This window comes from Sphingobium cyanobacteriorum (assembly GCF_030580935.1).
GTDB classification, from domain to species: domain Bacteria; phylum Pseudomonadota; class Alphaproteobacteria; order Sphingomonadales; family Sphingomonadaceae; genus Sphingobium; species Sphingobium cyanobacteriorum.
The window spans coordinates 837,679-856,718 of the sequence record NZ_JAUQOM010000001.1 but is presented as its reverse complement, the minus strand read 5'-3'; the positions used below and the strand labels follow the sequence as shown (position 1 = coordinate 856,718).

General features: G+C 64.1%; 16 protein-coding genes. 11 read left to right on the top strand and 5 right to left on the bottom strand.

Annotation, left to right across the window (positions count from 1 at the left end; translation table 11 throughout):
* Nucleotides 1-106: 106 nt before the first annotated feature.
* The 4 genes from Q4610_RS04160 (at nucleotide 107) to Q4610_RS04145 (ending at nucleotide 5,514) form a co-directional block, all read left to right on the top strand.
* Complete coding sequence (locus Q4610_RS04160; RefSeq protein WP_304534733.1) at nucleotides 107-1,615, top strand: glycerol-3-phosphate dehydrogenase; 1,509 nt, start codon at nucleotides 107-109, stop codon at nucleotides 1,613-1,615.
* The gene (locus Q4610_RS04155) at nucleotides 1,612-3,102 is read left to right on the top strand and encodes an FGGY family carbohydrate kinase (protein ID WP_304534732.1); all 1,491 of its coding nucleotides are present in this window, start codon (nucleotides 1,612-1,614) and stop codon (nucleotides 3,100-3,102) included. The genes Q4610_RS04160 and Q4610_RS04155 overlap by 4 nt, the downstream gene beginning before the upstream one ends.
* 99 nt (nucleotides 3,103-3,201) lie before the next feature.
* Nucleotides 3,202-4,980 carry a sensor domain-containing diguanylate cyclase gene (locus Q4610_RS04150; RefSeq protein ID WP_304534731.1) on the top strand — a complete coding sequence of 593 codons (1,779 nt, stop codon included), beginning with the start codon at nucleotides 3,202-3,204 and terminating at the stop codon, nucleotides 4,978-4,980.
* 156 nt (nucleotides 4,981-5,136) lie between these two features.
* Nucleotides 5,137-5,514 carry a MerC domain-containing protein gene (locus Q4610_RS04145; protein WP_304534730.1) on the top strand — a complete coding sequence of 126 codons (378 nt, stop codon included), beginning with the start codon at nucleotides 5,137-5,139 and terminating at the stop codon, nucleotides 5,512-5,514.
* 41 nt (nucleotides 5,515-5,555) lie between these two features.
* On the opposite strand, the gene glpX is transcribed toward Q4610_RS04145, so the two are convergent.
* The 3 genes from glpX to Q4610_RS04130 all read right to left on the bottom strand — a co-directional run bounded on the left by glpX (nucleotide 5,556) and on the right by Q4610_RS04130 (nucleotide 8,979).
* Nucleotides 5,556-6,539 carry a class II fructose-bisphosphatase gene (gene glpX / locus Q4610_RS04140; protein WP_304534729.1) on the bottom strand — a complete coding sequence of 328 codons (984 nt, stop codon included), beginning with the start codon at nucleotides 6,537-6,539 and terminating at the stop codon, nucleotides 5,556-5,558.
* Nucleotides 6,540-6,705: 166 nt separating this feature from the next.
* Nucleotides 6,706-8,010, bottom strand: coding sequence for a homoserine dehydrogenase (locus Q4610_RS04135; RefSeq protein ID WP_304534728.1), 1,305 nt, complete (start codon nucleotides 8,008-8,010; stop codon nucleotides 6,706-6,708).
* A 105-nt stretch (nucleotides 8,011-8,115) separates the two neighbouring features.
* Entirely contained in the window at nucleotides 8,116-8,979 is an 864-nt protein-coding gene (locus Q4610_RS04130) for a hypothetical protein (protein ID WP_304534727.1), read from the bottom strand.
* A 253-nt stretch (nucleotides 8,980-9,232) separates the two neighbouring features.
* Here Q4610_RS04130 and Q4610_RS04125 point away from each other — a divergent pair, with 253 nt between their 5' ends.
* The 5 genes from Q4610_RS04125 to Q4610_RS04105 all read left to right on the top strand — a co-directional run bounded on the left by Q4610_RS04125 (nucleotide 9,233) and on the right by Q4610_RS04105 (nucleotide 12,331).
* Nucleotides 9,233-9,895 carry an energy transducer TonB gene (locus Q4610_RS04125; RefSeq protein ID WP_304534726.1) on the top strand — a complete coding sequence of 221 codons (663 nt, stop codon included), beginning with the start codon at nucleotides 9,233-9,235 and terminating at the stop codon, nucleotides 9,893-9,895.
* A 72-nt stretch (nucleotides 9,896-9,967) separates the two neighbouring features.
* Entirely contained in the window at nucleotides 9,968-10,720 is a 753-nt protein-coding gene (locus Q4610_RS04120; RefSeq protein ID WP_304534725.1) for a MotA/TolQ/ExbB proton channel family protein, read from the top strand.
* Between the two features lie 115 nt (nucleotides 10,721-10,835).
* Entirely contained in the window at nucleotides 10,836-11,324 is a 489-nt protein-coding gene (locus Q4610_RS04115; RefSeq protein WP_304534724.1) for an ExbD/TolR family protein, read from the top strand.
* Between the two features lie 24 nt (nucleotides 11,325-11,348).
* Entirely contained in the window at nucleotides 11,349-11,771 is a 423-nt protein-coding gene (locus Q4610_RS04110; RefSeq protein WP_304534723.1) for an ExbD/TolR family protein, read from the top strand.
* 230 nt (nucleotides 11,772-12,001) lie between these two features.
* Nucleotides 12,002-12,331 (top strand): PilZ domain-containing protein, encoded by a 330-nt coding sequence (locus tag Q4610_RS04105; protein WP_304534722.1) that lies wholly within the window; start codon nucleotides 12,002-12,004, stop codon nucleotides 12,329-12,331.
* A gap of 18 nt (nucleotides 12,332-12,349) precedes the next feature.
* Here the strand turns inward: Q4610_RS04105 and Q4610_RS04100 are convergent, their stop codons facing one another.
* Together Q4610_RS04100 and Q4610_RS04095 are read right to left on the bottom strand one after the other, a co-directional pair.
* A complete protein-coding gene (locus Q4610_RS04100; RefSeq protein WP_304534721.1) occupies nucleotides 12,350-14,137 on the bottom strand; it encodes an ABC transporter transmembrane domain-containing protein in 1,788 nt (595 codons plus the stop codon).
* Nucleotides 14,138-14,197: 60 nt separating this feature from the next.
* Entirely contained in the window at nucleotides 14,198-15,490 is a 1,293-nt protein-coding gene (locus Q4610_RS04095) for a class I SAM-dependent methyltransferase (RefSeq protein ID WP_304534720.1), read from the bottom strand.
* A gap of 101 nt (nucleotides 15,491-15,591) precedes the next feature.
* Between Q4610_RS04095 and dgcA the strand changes: the two genes are divergently transcribed.
* Together dgcA and Q4610_RS04085 are read left to right on the top strand one after the other, a co-directional pair.
* The gene (gene dgcA, locus Q4610_RS04090; RefSeq protein ID WP_304534719.1) at nucleotides 15,592-16,566 is read left to right on the top strand and encodes an N-acetyl-D-Glu racemase DgcA; all 975 of its coding nucleotides are present in this window, start codon (nucleotides 15,592-15,594) and stop codon (nucleotides 16,564-16,566) included.
* A gap of 203 nt (nucleotides 16,567-16,769) precedes the next feature.
* Complete coding sequence (locus Q4610_RS04085) at nucleotides 16,770-18,956, top strand: hypothetical protein (protein ID WP_304534718.1); 2,187 nt, start codon at nucleotides 16,770-16,772, stop codon at nucleotides 18,954-18,956.
* Nucleotides 18,957-19,040 lie beyond the last annotated feature (84 nt).

Genomic DNA, 19,040 nt, shown 5'->3' with positions numbered 1-19,040 from the left:
TGGGACCGGATCGGCAGCGCAGCACCCTGTCCATGAAAGTTCCCGCGCCTGAACGGGGCGCGCTTTCCCGGTTTCCTGATGCGCATAACCGTCCTAGACAGGATGTGTGAGCGAGGAGAGCGCAGCCGGTATCCATGACCTGGCCGTTATCGGCGGCGGGGTGAACGGCTGCGGCGTTGCCCGCGATGCCGCCGGGCGCGGCGCGCGCGTGCTGTTGCTGGAACGGGGCGATCTTGCGCAGGGGACATCATCCGCCTCGACCAAGCTGATCCATGGCGGATTGCGCTATCTGGAGCATGGCGAATTCGCCCTGGTGCGCGAATCGCTGATCGAGCGGGAGCGGCTCTGGACAATCGCGCCGCACATCATTCATCCGATGCGCTTCGTCCTGCCCTGGACCAAGGGGCTGAGGCCGCGCTGGTTGTTGCGGCTGGGCCTGTTCCTGTACGACCATATCGGCGGGCGGCATGCCCTGCCGGCGACGGAGGCGATCGATCTGCGTCGCCACCCGGCGGGGCTGGCGCTCAAGCCCGGTTTCGGCCCGGCCTATGGCTATTCCGATGCCTGGGTCGATGATGCCCGGCTTGTCCTGCTCAACGCGCGCGATGCCGCCGATCGGGGTGCGGATGTCCAGACCCGAACCCATGTCGAGCGGCTGGAGCGCGTCGGCGACCATTGGCGGATCACGGCGCGCGGGGCCGGGGGCGAGACGTGCCTGTTCCGCGCCCGCGCGGTCGTCAATGCAGCGGGACCGGCCGTGCTCGACCTGCTCGATCGCGCCGGTTGCCGGAGCGCGCGCCATATGCGGCTGGTGCGTGGATCGCATATCGTCGTGCCGCGCCTGTTCGATCATGACTTCGCCTATTTTTTCCAGTTGCCCGACGGCCGCATCTTCTTCGCCATTCCCTATGAACGCGCCTTCACGCTGATCGGCACGACGGATCGCGACCATCGGGACGGTGTCGATCCGGTGACGGCGAGCGCGGAAGAAATCGCCTATCTGTGCGAAGGCGCGAATCGCTATTTCGTCCGGGCCATCACGCCCACCGATGTCGTGTGGTCCTATGCCGGAGTGCGGCCGCTGATCGATGACGGATCGAACCGGCCCGAAGCGGCGACGCGCGGCTATCGGCTGGAACTGGACGAGGCAGGCGGGCAGGCCCCTTTGCTCAGTGTCTTTGGCGGCAAGATCACCACCTATCGTCATCTGGCGGCCGGAGCGGTGGATCAGCTCCAGCCATATCTTCCGGCGCTGAGCGGCGGGGACTGGACGGCGCGCGCGCCATTGCCCGGCGGCGATTTTCCCAAGACGGGCCTGGCCGCGGTGATCGACCGTCTGGCGGGCGACTATCCGTTCCTGGCCCCCGCGACTGTGGACCGGATCGCGCGCGCCTATGGCACGCAGGCGTGGGACTGGCTTGGCGCTGCCACTGACAGGACCGGGCTTGGCGCGGATTTCGGCCATGGCCTGACCGAAGCGGAAGTGCGCCACATGATGGTGCGCGAATGGGCGCGGACCAGTGCGGACATACTCTGGCGGCGGAGCAAGCTCGGCCTGCGGCTGGATGCGGCGCAGGTCGCGCGGCTGGATCAATGGCTGGAGGAACAGGCATGAGCGAGCGTCATCTGCTGGTGCTGGATGCGGGGACGACATCGACGCGGGCGATGCTCTATGCGCCCGGCGGTGAACGGGTCGCGACGGCCCAGGCGCCCTTGAGCCAATATTATCCCCGTCCCGGCTGGGTCGAACATGACGCCGACGAAATCTGGGCGCGGACGCTGGATTGTGCCCGCCAGATCGTGGACCAGGCCGGTGGCGCGGACCGGATCGCCGCGATCGGGATCACCAACCAGCGCGAAACGGTGGTGGCATGGGACAGGCGGAACGGTCGGCCGCTGGCCAGGGCGATCGTCTGGCAGGATCGGCGCACGGCCAGCCAGTGCGCGCAGTTGCGCGCCAGCGGGCATGAACCGATGATCCAGCAGCGCACCGGCCTGATCGTCGATCCCTATTTTTCCGCGACCAAGATGCGCTGGCTGATCGACCATGTGCCGCAGGTGGCGGAGGCGGGGCGCAATCTTGCCTTTGGCACGGTCGAGAGCTGGCTGATGTGGAAGCTGACCGGCGGCATGCATGTCAGCGATGCAAGCAACGCCAGCCGCACCCAACTCATGGCGCTGGCAGACGCGCGCTGGGATGCGGATCTTTGCGCGCTGTTCGGGGTGCCGCAACAGGCATTGGCCGAAATCGTGGACAATGCCGGACCATTCGGATTCAGCCAGAAGGCGCTGCTGGGTGGCGCGATCGCGCTTTGCGGCCTTGCTGGCGACCAGCAGGCGGCGACGATCGGGCAGGGATGCCTGGCATCCGGCGCGGTCAAGGCGACGCTGGGCACCGGCGCCTTCATCCTGGCGTCGACCGGAGAGGCGCTGCCGCTGTCCCGCAACCGTCTGCTTGGCACCTTGCTCTGCCAGATTGGCGGCCATCGCCATTATGCGCTGGAAGGATCGATCTTCGTTGCCGGCAGCCTGATCCAGTGGCTGCGCGATCAATTGGGGTTGATCGCGGCGGCCGCCGACACCGATGCGATCGCGCGGTCCGTGCCCGACAATGGCGGCGTCTATCTGTTGCCGGCCTTGTCAGGGCTGGGCGCGCCGCACTGGCGGCCGGAGGTGACGGGCAGCATCAGCGGCCTGACCCATGGTGTCGGCCGGGCGCATGTCGTCCGCGCGGCGCTCGAATCGATCGTGCACCAGGTGCATGATCTTGCAACCGCCTTTGCCGCCGATGGCGTTGCGTGGCGGATATTGCGCATCGATGGCGGGATGAGCGCCAATGACTGGATTGCGCAGGACATGGCCGACATGCTGGCGTTGCCGGTGGAGCGGCCCGCCGATGTCGAAACGACGGCGCGGGGCGCAGCGATGCTGGCCGGCGTCGGTGCGGGCATGTTTGCGACATTGGCGGAGGCCATGGCGATGGTGCCCGGAAGGGATCGTTTCGATCCGGCGCTGCCCGATGAAGCGCGTGACCGGCGGCTGGCCGGCTGGCACCGGCTGATCGCGCAGGGCGTGCGGGCTGATCCTGTCGCGACCGGCTGACTATCCTGCCTGTCGCCCGAACCATTCGTCCTGTCATGTGCATCACAAGGACGGGAAAGATAATAAATATTAAGGATGAAGCCTTAGCCCAGTCGCACCATGTTGCGGCCCGCCCTTCGTCATCCTTCCCTGCTCGCTTCGATCGCGACCGGCTGCGTCTATTTCGTGGCGGCGTCGGCCGCGCTGTTGCTGTCGCGCTTCGAGGGCGGGCTGGCCTTCATTTGGGTCGCCAATGCCTTTTTGATGGCGGAATTGCTGACCTCGCGCACCAGTTACTGGCCGCGCACCCTGATGGTTTGCGCCGTCGCGAGTGCTGCGGCGACCGCGTTGTTCGGCATGGGCCTGATGGCGGCCGCGCCGATGGCGGTGATCAACATCCTCGAATCGCTGATCGTGGCGCTGCTGTGCCGTCGCTTCGTGCCTGATCATCGTGTGACCGGATCGATCCGGTCGCTGGCGATATTCATTCTGGCCCTGACCGCCGTTGCCGACACCGTGACCGGACTGTTGGCGGCCGGGGTTGCCGCAAGCCTGACGCCGGTGCCGTTCGCCGCCTCCTTCTGGCAATGGTACACCGGCCATGCGCTGGGCGGCCTGACCTGCGCGCCGATCCTGATCATGCTGTTGCAGGGCGAACTGGGGCGCTGGCTGCGCAAAACGCCGCGGCATGGCAAGGTGGAGACGGTTGTGCTGCTGGCGCTGTTCGCGCTCAGCACCGTCCATATCTTTTATTGGGCGCGCTATCCCATGCTGTTCGCGCCCTTGCTCCCGCTGGTGCTGATCGCCTTTCGCGTCGGCCAGATGGGGGCTGCGGCATCGATCATCCTGCTGGCGCTGATCGGCGGCACGGCGACCATGTCCGGTGTGGGACCGTTGACGATCATCCCGGTACCGCCGGGCGACCGGGTTCAGTTTTTCCAATTCTATGTCGCCCTGAGTTTCCTGCTCAGCATGCCGATCGCGGCGGAGCTTCATGCCCGCCGCCGTCTGTTCCGCATGCTGGAGGAGAGCGAGACGCGGTTCCGCGCGATCGCCGAACATAGCGGCGATATCGTGCTCAACATCAGCGTCGCGGGGCTGATCGAATATGCATCGCCCTCCGCGCATGAGCAGATCGGCTGCGCGCCCGAACTGCTGGTTGGACAGTCGGCCGCCAACCTGGTCGATCCACAGGATCGCGCGGTGGTGATCGCCGCGCACCGCCGCGCCCTGATCCAGCCTGGAAGCATCCACAAGGTGGAGTTTCGCCCGCTGGTGTCGGCAGGCGATCTCGACTGGTGCGAGATGGTGACGCGCGCGGTGGTCGATGAACATGGCGAGCCGAACGGAGTCGTCAGCACGATTCGCGACATTTCCCGGCACAAGGCCCGCCAGAGGGCGCTGCAACAGGTGGCTGCGCGCGATTCGCTGACGGGCGCGGACAGTCGCCGCGCCTTCCTCGACAAGCTGGATGCCGAGATCCAGCGGACACGGATCGGTGCGCGTTCCAGCCTGCTGCTGATCGACATCGATTATTTCAAGGCGGTCAACGACCGTTTCGGCCATGGTGCGGGCGATCAGGTGTTGAGCGCGTTCGTGGCGCGATTGCGGCCCGGCCTGCGTGGCGTCGACAGTATCGGTCGCCTGGGCGGCGAAGAATTCGCCATATTGCTGGCGGACAGCGACATAGACAGGTCGAGCCTGGTGTGCGAGCGGCTGCGCATCTTGCTGGAAGAGCCGATAACCGTGGGCGGCGGACAGGCGATCCGCGTTACCTTCAGTGCCGGGCTGGTCGAGTTGAAGGGCGATGCCGACCGGTCGGTGCTTCTGGAAGCGGCGGACAAGGCGCTGTACCGGGCGAAGCATAGCGGCCGCAACTGCCTGCGCCTGGCCGCCTGATACAGACCGCTTTGATCAGAACCCGTTCGTCGTTGCACGCGCATGGGTCAGATCAACGCCTTCCGGCATAATGCACCAGTCTTTTGCCCGTTCGCTGTCCGTAATCTGTAATGTTATGTTGTAACTTATGCTGGCCTGCCCTATGTAGCGGCGACCATGAGAGTGACTTTGCGCCATGCCCTTCTGAGCGGTCGGATCGACCGCATAGCCATTGCGCTGTCGGGGCTGTGCGTCGCCCATTGTTTTGCAACCGCGGTGATATTGGGATTATTGGCGTCGGCCGGTGGCATTTTTGAAAGCCCGATTTTCCATGAAGTCGGACTGGTGCTGGCGATTGCGCTGGGCGCGATCGCCCTGGGCCATGGCGCGGTCATCCATGGCTATATGATGCCGGCCGCGATCGGATCGCTGGGCCTGGGCGTGATGGCGGGGGCGATGACCATGGACCATGGCATGCAGGAAAGCGTCTATACGCTGATCGGCGTCGGTATATTGGCGCTGGGCCATGATCTCAATCATCGGGCCGGGCGTTAGGCTGCGTTGCAACAGGGGCCTGTCGGTCTGGCCCGTCAGCGTCACAAGCCCTTATGATTGAGGCGATGTTCCCCCTTCACCCAGCGCACGGTGCCGGTGCTGGCACGCATCACCACGCTTTCGGTGGTCAGCTTGCCGCCAGGCAGCCGCTTGACCCCGTTCAGCAGCGACCCGTCGGTCACGCCGGTCGCGGCGAAGATGCAGTCGCCCTTCGCCAGTTCCTTGAGGTCGTAGATCTTGTCGAGGTCGGTGATGCCCCATTTGCGGGCCCGTGCTTTTTCATCCTCATTGCGGAACAGCAGCTTGCCCTTGAACTGGCCACCCACGCAGCGCAGGGCGGCGCAGGCGAGCACGCCCTCCGGCGCTCCGCCTGATCCCATATAGATATCGATCGTCGTTTCAGGGTCGCTGGTCGCGATCACCCCCGCCACGTCGCCATCGGGGATCAGCATGATGCCGCAGCCGATCGCCCGCAATTCGCCGATCAGCCTCTCATGACGCGGCCGGTCGAGCACGCAGACGATCAGATCGTGCGGATCGACCCCCTTGGCACTGGCCACCGCCTCGACATTTTCCCGCACCGACCGATTGAGGTCGATCGTGCCTTCGGGATAGCCCGGCCCAATCGCCAGCTTTTCCATATAGACATCGGGCGCGTTCAGCAGCCCGCCTTCCTCCGAAATGGCGAGCACGGCGAGCGCGTTCGGTCCGGCCTTGGCGGTGATGGTGGTGCCCTCCAGCGGATCGAGCGCGATGTCGATCTTCGGCCCGGTGCCGATGGCGTTGCCGACCTTTTCGCCGATATAGAGCATCGGCGCCTCGTCGCGCTCCCCTTCGCCGATGACGACGGTGCCGTCCATGTAGAGATCGTTGAAGGCAAGGCGCATCGCCTCCACCGCGGCGGCGTCCGCCGCTTTCTCGTCACCCCGGCCGATCAGTCTGGACGCGGCGATGGCCGCCGCTTCCGTGACGCGGACCATTTCCAGGACCAGGACGCGATCGAGAGTCGAGCTTGCCTGCACCATGACTTCCTCTGCCTATTCTTATGATCCGACGCGATAGGAGGTCGTTCCTGCCTTGTCGAGCGAGGACGACAGATTGGCCGTCGGAGCCCTGGTCCCGAAGCGACGGGGTTGTCCCGCGCATTGCCGCCTGGCCCCTGGTATGGGGACGGGCAGCAGCGATCCCACATCAGTCGAGAATGTGCATCACCATCGGTGTGTCGAGCAGGCTGTCGGAACCGGCCAGCCGTTCCAGGGCGTCATGGACGCAGCGTTCTTCGCCCGCATGGGTGACGATCGCGACCAGAACCCCGTCGGCCTGATTCGCGCCGCGCTGGATCATGCTTTCGATCGACACGCCAGCGTCGCGGGTGGCGGCGGCGATTTCGGCCAGCACGCCGGGGCGGTCCTGCACCTTGAAGCGCAGATAGGTGCGGCCGATGCGCGCGCCGGCATCCGCCACATTTTGCGGCGACAGGGCCGCGACCGGCATGGCGAAAGCGTCGCCATATTCATCGCGCGCCACGTCGATCAGGTCGGCGACCACGGCCGAAGCGGTCGGGCCGTCGCCCGCGCCACGCCCCTGGAAGAACAGGCGACCGACGAAATTCCCCTCCGCCACCACGGCGTTGAGGGAACCATCGACATGGGCGAGCGGATGGTCGAGCGGCACCAGCATCGGGTGGACCCGCTGGAACAGACCTTCTGGACCATTTTGCGCCATGCCGACCAAGCGAATGCGAAAGCCCAATGCGGCGGCTTCGGCGATGTCGGCGGCGATGACGTGGCGGATGCCGGTGGTCGCGACCGCGCCGAAATCCAGCTCCGTGCCGAACGCCAGGCTGGCGAGGATGGTCAGCTTGTGCGCGGCATCGACGCCGTCAATGTCGAAGCTGGGGTCGGCTTCGGCATAGCCCAGCTCCTGCGCTTCCTTGAGCACCTCGTCAAAGGCGCGGCCTTCCTTCTCCATGGTGGTCAGGATATAATTGCAGGTGCCGTTGAGGATGCCATAGACACGGGCGATCTCATTGGCTGCGGCGCCTTCGCGCATCCCCTTGATGACCGGGATGCCGCCCGCGACCGCCGCTTCATATTTGAGCGCGGTGCCGCCCTGTTCGGCCAGGCGGGCGAGGTCCAGGCCATGATGCGCCAGCATCGCCTTGTTGGCGGTGACGAACGGCTTGCCCAGCGTCAGGCACTGGCGCGCCAGGGTCAGCGCCGGGCCGTCCGCGCCGCCTATCAGTTCCACCACCACATCGACATCGTCGCGCGTCGCCAGCGTCGTCATGTCGTCCACCCATTCATAGGGCGACAGGTCGACGCCGCGATCCTTGCTGCGGTCGCGCGCGGAGATGGCGACGATCTGGATCGGGCAGCCGGCGCGACGGGCGATCAGGTCGCCATTGGTGTTGAGAAGGCGAATCACCCCTCCGCCCACCGTGCCGAGGCCGACAAGCGCGACACGCAGCGGGGCATGGCGGTGCAGATTGGTCATGGCGGCTTGCTTTCCCTTGCGGCAGACAGATAAACGCCGCGCTGATAGCGGGCCGCGCGCGCCTGTCCAAGCAAAAGCGGGGGCGTGCCGCCGCTTTGGCGTGAATCAGGCCGGCCCGCGCGTCCGGCCACAGGGACCGAGCGCCTGGATCACCACGCCATAATCGGCACGCGCTGCCTCCGCATCGGCCACCGGCAGGGTGCGGACAGCGCGGGCGGGCAGGGCGGCGGGCAGGCTGCATGCCAGTCGATACCAGAGCAGGCTGCCCGGTTCGGGCGGGCGGGCGGCTTCATCCACGATCTCGCCCAGCGCGACCGCCCAGCGCGGGGCCTGGCCGGGGCGGCGCAGGACCGACAGCGACACCGGATCGCCATTTTCGGTCCGCAGGAAAATCTGCGTCTCGCCCTCGCCCTCGATCGTGCCTGCGACATGGAAGGCGTCGCCCAGGCCCAATATGCGTGGCGGCGCGTCGGGCGCGACCAGCGCCGACAGGATCGCCTTCACCCGGCTGCTCTCTTCAGGCGTTGCCGCGATCTGTGCGTCGGGCGCCACCAACTGAAGTTCGCCGGGACGGGTGCCGGGCCGCGCGAACAGGATGACCTGCGCCTTCTTATATCTGGGCAATTTGCCCCGCGCGTCGGTCGGCGCATCATATAAATAGGTGACAAGGGGGCTGATTCCCGATTCGCCGCGAATCAGGCCGGTCACGTCCGCTTCGACAAAAAGGCGCTTATGCCTGGCCGGGACGGTTCCGGCCTGGTCGGGCGTCAGGACGATGATGTTGCGGATACGCACATTGGCTACCAGCGGCGCACGGTCCGCCAGGTCCACGATGTCGGCGTAGGACAGGGTGCGCGATGGTTGCGCTACCATCCGTTCGCTCTGCGCAAAGGCAGGGAAAACTGCGGGCGATGCGGCAGAAATGAGGCACGCCATGCCGAGTTTCAAGAGGCGGATGGGGGATTTCATGAGCAGCTTCGTCCTATGGTTTTAGCTCGTGGCAAGGATGTCACAGGCAAGTCATTCCGATATGAAATGGTAACCGCAAATGAACATATCGATAAAGCGTTTGCGTGCCACGATGCGCCGCGATAGGAGTTTCCGCGGTAGCAAATATGCGGTTAGGGGCCAAAGGTGGTCGGGGTAGCCCGGCCAGCTAGGGTCGTTTTTGGCTGATTTGTATAAACCACTGGTAAGATGAGTTAAGGAGTGTCGTTGCCGAATGGCCTATGCTGACCACTCGCAAGGATCGAGTCGCACGATATCGATCGTCATCGTCGCCCTGATTCACGCTGTTCTCGGCTATGCCTTCGTCACTGGTCTTGGCATGAAATATGTCAAAAAGGCGGCGGAACAGCTGAACGTGATCGACGTGAAGGAGGAGCCCCCGCCACCGGACGAGGAGCCGCCGCCGCCGCCGCCAGACCAGCCGGTCGAGCCGCCGCCGGTCGTCGCGCCCCCGCCGATCGTCCAGACGCCGGCGCCCGCGCCGCCGATCCAGACCGTGAGGACGCCGCCCCCGATGTTCAACCCGGTTCCGGTTGCCGCGCCACCACCGCCGCCACCGGCTCCACCGCCGCCGCCGCAGGCTGCAACGCGCGCTTCGCCGCGCAGCGCACCGGGCAGTTGGTTGAGCGATGCGGATTATCCGAGCCGTGCACAGCGTGAAGAACGTTCGGGCACCGCTGGTTTCCGTCTGGAAATCGGCGCGGATGGCCGGGTGACCAACTGCACCATCACCTCATCGACCGGCCATGCCGACCTCGATGAAGCGACCTGCCGCCTGTTGCCGAAGCGTGCGCGCTTCAAGCCGGCCAAGGGGTCTGATGGTGCGGAAATGCCGGACACCTATAATGGCCGCATCACCTGGCGCCTGCCGGAATAATCGAAACAGGGAGGGTGCGCGCCCGGCGCCGCCCGTCCCACGCTTGATCTCATTGAGAGGGAAGTCTTGAACATGTTGATGTATCTCGCAGCCGCGGCTCCGAAGCCGGAAAACCCCTATGGCCTGATGGAAGCCCTTGAACAGGGCGGCACCATCGCCTGGACCGTGTTCCTCATCCTGTGCGCCATGTCGGTCGGCACTTTCTATATCCTGTTCACCAAGCTGATCGAACAGCAGAAGGTGATCAACCAGGGCAAGAAGGTGCGTGCCACCTTCTGGCGCGCCGGTTCGCTCAAGGAAGCGTCGGCCAAGCTGGAAAAGAATTCGGCCTACAAGCAGATCGTCGACGACGGCATCAAGGCCCAGGAAGAGCATAGCAAGCTGAAGGACCCGGTCGAAGCCCATGACTGGCTGCACGGTTCGCTGGCCCGTTCGGAAGCCGCGATCAATTCGTCGCTGGGTGGCGGCCTCGCCTTCCTCGCGACCGTCGGTTCGACCTCGCCGTTCATCGGTCTGTTCGGTACGGTTATCGGCATCTATCGCGCGCTGATCAAGATCGGCGCTGCCGGTCAGGCCTCGATCGACGCCGTTGCCGGCCCGGTCGGTGAAGCGCTGATCATGACCGCCCTGGGTCTGGCCGTCGCCGTTCCCGCGGTGCTTGCCTACAACTTCCTGCAGCGTCGCAACAAGTCGATCGCCGAACAGTTGAACGGTTTCACCGTCGACCTGCTGGCCTATCTGGTTTCGGACGGCGCCGTGAAGCCTTCCGTTTCCGCCGCGCCGGCTGTGGCAGCCAAGCCGGCTGCTGCGCCGACCAAGGCCTGATCGGCTTAAAGACTCCGGTACGGGAACCGGGTGGCGGCTGCGACCGCCCGGTTCCCCGCCGGACGTGGGCCTCGCGAGACGAGGCGCCATCGACACCAAGGTTAGGATAGTATCAATGGCAATGAGTGTTGGCCCCGGCGGCGGTGACGACAAGCCCTTGTCCGACATCAACACGACGCCGCTCGTCGACGTCATGCTGGTGTTGCTCATCATCTTTCTCATCGCGGTCCCTGTCGTGGTTCAGACGGTCGAGTTGCAACTGCCCAAGGTTGCGTTCGAGCCGACCACGACGAAGCCGGAAAATGTGTCTCTTTCGGTTACGACGGCGTCCGACGGCAGTTGTGCGGTTTTCTGGGGCATGGCTCCGGTCAGTTCGAGCGAACTGCTCGACCGGGCGGTTGCCAAGCTGGAAGCGGATATCAAGAAGGCTGGCGGCGTCGAGAATATGAAGCCTGAGGATCTGCCCGAAGTGCATATCCGTGGCGACATCAACGCACCCTATCGTTGCATCGGCGGCACCATCTATACGATGCAGCGCGCCGGTTTCCCGAAGGTGGGCTTCATCTCCGAGCCGGAACCCGGCACGACGACGACCCGCCTCTGACCGGCTGATTAAGGAGATTTCGCTATGGCCATGAGCATGGGCTCCGATGAAGGTGAGCCGATGATGGAAATGAACACGACGCCGTTGATCGACGTCATGCTCGTTCTCCTCATCATGTTCATCATCACCATTCCGATCCAGACCCACGCGGTGAAGATCGACCTGCCGCAGAACGCGCCGCCTACCGACAGCGTGATCGACCCGGTGAAGAACAAGGTCGCCATCGACGCCGGTGGTGTCATCACCTGGAACGGATCGTCGATCGACCTGCTGACCCTGCGCCAGTATCTGCAGCAATCGCTGCGCTTGCCGGTCGAGCCGGAACTTCAGTTCCAGCCGAACGCGCAGACCCGCTATGTCGTCGTCGACGAAGTGCTGGCGGAGATCAAGCGTGCAGGCGTGACGAAGCTGGGCTTTGTCGGCAATGAGCAATATGGCAATTTCTGACCGCTGAAAGCCGTCGCATCCGTCCGGGGCAAGACTTCCCGGTTTTCCGGGCGATGCGACGGATCAGCCATCAGAATGCCGACAGACAAGGGCTGCCTTCGGGCGGCCCTTTTTTGTGTGCGCCTTTTTCATGGGGCGCTGGGTGCGATGCCGGGGTTATTGCCCCGTCTTAACATTTTGCTTACCGCCATGGTCGATGATGCGCGGACAAGCGACGCGATATTCGGGCCATGGGTGCAGAACGACAGACAGAATATGATCGGAAGGCAAGGGCGGCCGAGCGGCGCCATGTGCAGATTCCGGTAAAGGTCCGGCGACCGGGGGAAACCTGGTTCAGCAGCGGGATCACGGACGTGTCGGTTACAGGTTTCCGTCTGCAGAGTTTCATGAAATTGTCGGTCGGCAGCGATATCTGGATCATGCTGCCAGGGTTTGAGGGCCGGCGCGCGCGGGTGAACTGGACTCGTGCGCATGAAGCGGGCTGTGCGTTCGAACGGCCGCTCCATCCCGCCATCCTGGATCATGTCGTTCGGACGAGCCTGGCTGCTGCGACCCGCTGATCCACCGTCGGGGGATTGTCAGCCGTCCACATGATCCTGGAATTGCAGGCTGGCGAGGCGGGCGTAAAGGCCGCCCTGGGCAACCAGCGCGGCATGATCGCCCTGTTCCACGATCCGTCCTTCGTCCATCACGATGATCCGGTCGGCCGCACGGACGGTCGCCAGCCGATGGGCGATGACGATCGTGGTGCGCCCCTGCATCAGGCGTTCGAGCGCATCCTGCACCAGCCGTTCCGATTCGGCATCCAGCGCGGAAGTGGCTTCGTCCAGCAGCAGGATCGGTGCATCGCGCAGGAGGGCGCGGGCAATCGACAGGCGCTGGCGCTGGCCGCCCGACAGGCGTGCGCCGCCTTCGCCCATGTAGCTGTCCAGCCCGTCCGGCAGGGCGCGCAGGAAGCCTTCGGCATTGGCAGCGCGGGCGGCTTCCCATATCTGGTCATCGCTGGCATCCCAGCGGCCATAGCGCAGATTGTCGCGTGCCGAGGCGGCGAAGATCACGCTGTCCTGCGGCACCATGGCCATCATCGTGCGCAGATCGGCGGGATCGGCATCGGTCAACGGCACGCCGTTCAGGCGGATGCGGCCCGAATCGGGATCGTAAAAGCGTAGCGCCAACTGGATCAGGGTCGATTTGCCCGCGCCCGACGGGCCGACCACCGCCACCGTCTCACCCGGTGCGACATCGAAGGAGACACCATGGAGCGCGGCCTGATCGGGGCGGGTCGGGTAATGGAAATGCACATCGTCGAAGGTGAGCCGGGCGCCATGCGCGCAGGCGGGCAGAGCGACCGGGCGGGCGGGCGGCAGAATGTCCGGCACGGCGGTCATCAATTCGTCCAGCCGGCTTGCGGCCCCCGCGCCGCGCAGCAGGTCGCCCCAGCTTTCCGACAGCGAACCGAACGCGCCCGCGACCAGGCCGCCGGTCAGCACGAAGGCGGCGATGCTGCCGCCCGACAGGCGGCCGGCGGCAACATCAAGCGCACCCTGCCACATGACGGCCGTGATCGATCCGAAAACCAGGGCGATGACCACTGCGGTCATGATCGCGCGCAGGCGGATGCGCTTGCGCGCGGTGGCGAAGCCCGCATCGACGGTCGCGTCGAACCGGGCGGCTTCGCGCGCCTGCTGCCCGAATGCCTGGACGATCTTCATCGCGCCCAGGACTTCGCTGGTGATGCTGCCCACATCGGCCAGCCGGTCCTGACTGGCGCGCGACAGGCCGCGGACGCGGCGGCCCAGGCTGATGAGCACCAGCAGGATGAGCGGAATGCCGAGCAGCAGCAAGGCGGCGAGCTTGGGCGCGAGGACGAAGAGATAGGCGAGGCCGCCAATGCCGGTGACGAGGTTGCGCAACGCGACCGAGACGGTCGATCCCACCACCTGCTCGACGATCGTGGTGTCGGCGGTCATGCGTGACGCGATTTCCGACGGCCGGTTTTCCTCGAAGAAGCGGGGCGCCTGCCGCAGCAGATTGGCCTGGGTGGCGCTGCGAATGTCGGCGACGACGCGCTCGCCCAGCCAGGACACGAAATAGAAGCGCAGCGCGCTGGCGGCGGCGAGCACCAGCACGATCAGCAGCAGATATTCGAACCAGCGGCTGATATCGCCACCGCCCATGAAGCCCTTGTCAATGACAAGGCGAAAGCCACTGGGGATGCCGAGCGTCGCCGCCGAAGAGACGATCAGAGCCGCCAGCGCGGCCGAAATCCGGCCGGGATAATGGCGCGCAAACCGCCACAGCATCGCAAGGCTGCCAAGTGCGGGGCGCGTGCGGGCACGGGGGGCGGGTTGCGGGGCATCCTCCATGGGCGGCGCTTAGCAGGCCACCCGGCCCGCCTCAATGGGACTTGCGCCGCCATGGGGCAATCAGTCCCCCGGCGCGATCGTGCCCGCCAGTTGCATGATGCGCCGTGCCTCACCCTGGCCGGTCAGGGCATAGGCCATCGTGCCCTGTTCCCAGTAAGCGATCGTTTCCCCCGCCCGGCGCGCCATCAGCGGCGTCGCTTCGGCCGGGGTTTCGGCGCGATCGGCGAAGAGGGACAGCGCCTCTCCCTGGGGCGTGGTCACACTCATGGCGATGGCCGGGCTGTCGGCTGTGGGGAAAAGCTGCGCGTCGGTCACGCGCCATCCGGCGGGCAGCGGCGGCAGGATGATTCCGGTCGAACGCTCGATTTCTTGCGCATCGAAGCGGGCGCTTTCCACCTGAGAGGCCATCGTCTGGCGCAGCAGCCCGGCGCGGCGCGATGCGGCGGCTTCATCCAGGAAGCTGCTGGCCTGCGCGGCCTGCGGAAATTCGCCCAGCGTACCGCGCGCGATCCAGCCGGTGGCGACCAGGGCGGCGATGGCGGCGACGCGGCCCAGATGGCGCCAGGTGCGGCCATCCTCATTGTCGTTGGCGACCGGCTGGCTGGTGTCGCGGCGACGACCGACCAACGTGCCCTTGGTCCCGTCCTTCATCAGGCGGAAGTCGATATGCGGCCAGCGCTGCCGCCAGCGCCGCGCGACCATGCGCTCGCCGGGGCGGGCGGCATCATCCAGCAGCACGACGCCATCGGGCGAGAGGCGGGCAAACAGGCTGTCGGCCGCGCCACGCACCAGCGGATGCACGCTCCAGGGCGGCCCGTCGATGATGATGAGGTCGATCTGGTCGGGCAGCCGGTCGATCGCATACCAGCGGCCGGGCCAGTCCGCGCTTTCATGGGTCAGCGGCGCATGGCGAATGTCGACATCCAGCGCATGGTCGGCCAGCCATTGCCGGGTCGCGTCGACAAAGCCGCCATGCTGGTCGAAACTGTGCAGCCGCCCGCCACCATGCAATTGCAGCGCGCGGGCCGCGATGAGGGAGGATGCGCCCGCGCCCAGTTCCACCACATGGGCCGGGCGCAACCGGGCGATTTCCCGAACGATATGGCGCAGGAAGCCGACATCGGCCTTCCAACTGCCCAGATGGGGCAGGGCATCATGGGCGAGGCCCAGTTCATCGAGCAAGGCCCGCTTGTCCGCCGGTCGCCCGCCCGACAGGCTGGCGAGCAGCCAGGGCCAGCCGATCGCCCCGAAGGTCAGGCGCCAGGCCGTGTCGGACAACCGGCGGCGCAGATCGCTATCGACGGGCTGCGCCTCATCCAGGGGAAGGAAGCCGGTCAATTCGCGAGATGTCACGGGGAAAGATGCTCCTGTTGCAAAGGCGGGCTATGCCAACGATCCTGTTTCACGCATATGACGCCGATCGATATGGTCAAATGATGACGCAGGAAAGCCCGATGATCCGTATAATTTCCGCGACGGTCGAACGTTGGCCGGTCGCGGGCGCTTTCATCATCAGTCGCGGCGCCAAAACCCATGTCGACGTGATCGTTTGTACCGTAAGCGATGGCACATATGTCGGGCGGGGGGAAGGCACGGCCATCTATTATGAAGGCGAAAGCGCGGAGAGCTGCGTCGCGGCGCTCCATGCCTATGCCGGGCCGCTGGAGCGGCAGGCGCTGCTGACCCGCATGCCGCGCGGCGCGGCGCGCAATGCGCTCGACTGCGCGCTCTGGGACCTGGAGGCAAAGCGGGCGGGTATGCCGGTCTGGCAACTGGCGGGGCTGGCCGAACCGGAGGCGCTGCCCACCGCCTTCACCATCAGCCTGGGCGATCCGGCGACGATGGAGGCGGATGCGCGGGCAGCGGCCGGACGGGGCTTCGCTTTGCTCAAGTGCAAGCTGACCGGCGAGGGCGACAGGGCACGGATCGCCGCCGTGCGCGCGGGGGCGCCGCACGCCCGGCTGATCGTCGATGCCAATGAAAGCTGGCATGACATGGACATCGCGGCGGAGGCGGCGGCGCTGGCGGCGCTGGGCGTGGAGATGGTCGAGCAGCCGGTACGCCATGGCGACGAAGCGCGGCTGGCCGCGGTGCGCGCGCCGTTGCCGCTGTGCGCCGACGAAAGCTGTCACACCCGCGCCAATCTCGACCGGCTCAAGGATTTCGACGCGGTCAATATCAAGCTCGACAAGGCGGGCGGGCTGACCGAGGCGCTGGCGCTGGCAAGGGAAGCGCGTGCGCGCGGTTTTCGCATCATGGTCGGCTGTATGCTGGGCACGTCGCTGGGCATCGCGCCCGCCGCGCTGGTGGCGCAGGGGGCGGACTGGATCGACCTGGATGGCGCGCTGCTGCTGGCGGAGGACCGGGGCGGCGGGCTGGCGATGCGCGACGGGCTGTTGCAGCCGGGGTCGCTGTGGGGGATGGGCTGAGCGTTTCGCTCAGGAAAAATAATTCTGCCTTGTGGAAAAGTCTCTTTCCTACAGCGCTCCTTCACCCATATCTAGAACAAACCAAGAACAATTGATCGAATCGCCCGGTGACGGTGCCAGTTCGCTTTGGCTCCAAACTCTTGGGATGAACTGTCGCGCATGTCGCAGTTCATGAACGGGATTCATATTTCAGGAGGCAGGTCATGCATAGCTATTCGTCATCATCAGTTTGTAACGATGGTATTGAAGTAGATGCCAATAATTTGAGTATCCTATTCTACCGCATGGGCACGAGTGAACTGCAATCGGTTTATGCGGATTCGGCTAAGGATGTCACTTTGCCTAATCCTGTCGGGCCGGAATCGACGGGAGAATGGCCATCTATCTTCCTCGATGTTTCCAAAATGTATCGGGTCGTGCTTCAGGATGGACATGGAACGACGTTGATCGAAGCCGATCCCTATCTGCCAGGTGTCGTCGATGGTCTTGTGGCAGAATTTCAGACGGCGGGTTTTCTCAACACCGCGCGCGCGATTGCGATGCCTTTTGCAGATGTTGCATCTGCCCTCGATGTGTTGGCTGACGGCGCTTATTTTTCCGTGATTACCGGCTGTCATCGCGCCGTCTATCGCAAAAATGACTGCAAGGCGGAGCTGCTGTATAGCTGTCCTGTGCCTGCCGAACTGGCTTCCTGGGTCATGGATGCCGCCGGCGGGAAGAGCAGCGGGACGGCTGGCGTCGAGACCAAGTCGTTTCTGAGCGCGCCTGTGTTTACGGTCATCTTGGATGCGCCAGCGAACGGCATGGTTGATGCCGGGCCGGATATTCAGGAACTTCATGATACAATTGCGGCGGAAATAGCGGCCGGGGACTATCCTACCGTCATAGTGCAGGTTCCACAGGGCGTGTATCTGATCGATAGTCCGGTAGTTATCGACAAATGTGCAATGCTTTTCGTCGGTACGGGATTTAACGTTGGTCCTGACATCAAATCTGGCACCTGGTTCAAGGTTACTGATCCGAACATTACACCGTTCACATTCAAACGGCTGCAGGTAAGTCCAGACGTATATGATTACCCGGTGCGCGGTTCAGGTTTCAGTAACGTGGCTTTTTTCCAAGAGCATAATGAAGATTTATCGGGAACTTGGTCACCGACTAATTATCCGCATATCATAAAATGCGATAACATGCTTGGAGAATTCTTCATTGAGAATGTTTACGCTCTCCGATGCAATCAATTCCTGAATTCCGTAAGCTCCGGGAGGCTCCGTGTTAATGGCCTATACGGACAATTTTTCAAAAATATCGTCACGATCGACGATAGCCAGGATGTGCCCCATATAGTTGGTGTTCATGCATGGACTTACTGGAGCAATCATAATAAGATCATGAGCTACCAGCAAGAATCGACGGATTTCTTTATATTCGGTAGGGTCGATACTCCATTTGTTGATCGCATATTTTGCCTTGGTGGCCGATCTCTCTTTCATTTTAAGACAGGCTCTGGTTCAACGAGCAAATTCACTGCGGGCAGTATAGTTGCTGATTTTTGTCAGTACGGCCTTTGGATCGAGAGCAACGGCTTCACCGGGGATATCGCAGCCCTGAACAGCCAGCATGAGAGCGTGACCGATCATGGCGTTCCGCTTGCGGGAGCCTACAGCGTCTACGCGCCTGCCAACAGTGACTCCGGTAACGGCCCAAGGTTTAGCATTGCGGGGCATCATGTCCAGGCGGTTCCCGGCGCGGCAATCAAAGTGGAAAAGGCAAATGGCGTCGTAGACATCGGTCGGGCCTATTATGAACGTCTCAACCAGAGCGGAGGCAGCGGTGCGACTGATGTCGTGACGGGATCGGTCGTCCGCTTTGCCATTCCGCCGACGATCGACAATAGCGGAAGCTGTCCTCTTGTCAGCACAGGATCAGCGGCAGCTGAACAATCGATCATGCAGAAAGTGCCGGCGCAGGCTGTCAATTATTTGCAGGCGTCGGCGGCCATCGCCGGTGCCCCGGCTTCGCTTCAACCGATAGGAACAGATACCGACATCGGCGTGGATGTTGCGACCAAGGGGGGAGGCCTGGTTCGCCTAAGGGCTAATGGCAATACCGTTGCGCGTTTCGGCCATATCGCCAACGGCGATACGAGCCTTCTGGTTCGCAAGGGGGTATCTTACGTCGAAATTAAGGCGGAAGGAGCGACCAACGGCGACATGGTGATTTCGCCAACCGGCGCGGGATGTGTGTGGATTCCCAACGGCGGCTGGAATACGCAGCATCTAAGGCTTGGTGCTTACCACATGTGGGTTGATACGTCAGGCAAGTTGCGGATCAAGAATTCTGCTCCGACATCCAGCACCGATGGGGCGGTTGTAGGTACGCAGAGCTGATATGTGCCGTAAGTATAACAGTGTCGAACAAATCTTTGAGCTCCCGGACAAGTCCGGGAGCTTTTTTGTAATGACCGTGGTGCC

Coding starts and splice junctions, on each gene's coding strand:
- Q4610_RS04155 (WP_304534732.1), top strand. CDS start 1,612: ATGAGCGAGCGTCATCTGCTGGTGCTGGATGCGGGGACGACATCGACG.
- Q4610_RS04150 (WP_304534731.1), top strand. CDS start 3,202: ATGTTGCGGCCCGCCCTTCGTCATCCTTCCCTGCTCGCTTCGATCGCG.
- Q4610_RS04145 (WP_304534730.1), top strand. CDS start 5,137: ATGAGAGTGACTTTGCGCCATGCCCTTCTGAGCGGTCGGATCGACCGC.
- glpX (WP_304534729.1), bottom strand. CDS start 6,539: ATGGTGCAGGCAAGCTCGACTCTCGATCGCGTCCTGGTCCTGGAAATG.
- Q4610_RS04135 (WP_304534728.1), bottom strand. CDS start 8,010: ATGACCAATCTGCACCGCCATGCCCCGCTGCGTGTCGCGCTTGTCGGC.
- Q4610_RS04130 (WP_304534727.1), bottom strand. CDS start 8,979: ATGAAATCCCCCATCCGCCTCTTGAAACTCGGCATGGCGTGCCTCATT.
- Q4610_RS04125 (WP_304534726.1), top strand. CDS start 9,233: ATGGCCTATGCTGACCACTCGCAAGGATCGAGTCGCACGATATCGATC.
- Q4610_RS04120 (WP_304534725.1), top strand. CDS start 9,968: ATGTTGATGTATCTCGCAGCCGCGGCTCCGAAGCCGGAAAACCCCTAT.
- Q4610_RS04115 (WP_304534724.1), top strand. CDS start 10,836: ATGGCAATGAGTGTTGGCCCCGGCGGCGGTGACGACAAGCCCTTGTCC.
- Q4610_RS04110 (WP_304534723.1), top strand. CDS start 11,349: ATGGCCATGAGCATGGGCTCCGATGAAGGTGAGCCGATGATGGAAATG.
- Q4610_RS04105 (WP_304534722.1), top strand. CDS start 12,002: ATGGGTGCAGAACGACAGACAGAATATGATCGGAAGGCAAGGGCGGCC.
- Q4610_RS04100 (WP_304534721.1), bottom strand. CDS start 14,137: ATGGAGGATGCCCCGCAACCCGCCCCCCGTGCCCGCACGCGCCCCGCA.
- dgcA (WP_304534719.1), top strand. CDS start 15,592: ATGATCCGTATAATTTCCGCGACGGTCGAACGTTGGCCGGTCGCGGGC.
- Q4610_RS04085 (WP_304534718.1), top strand. CDS start 16,770: ATGCATAGCTATTCGTCATCATCAGTTTGTAACGATGGTATTGAAGTA.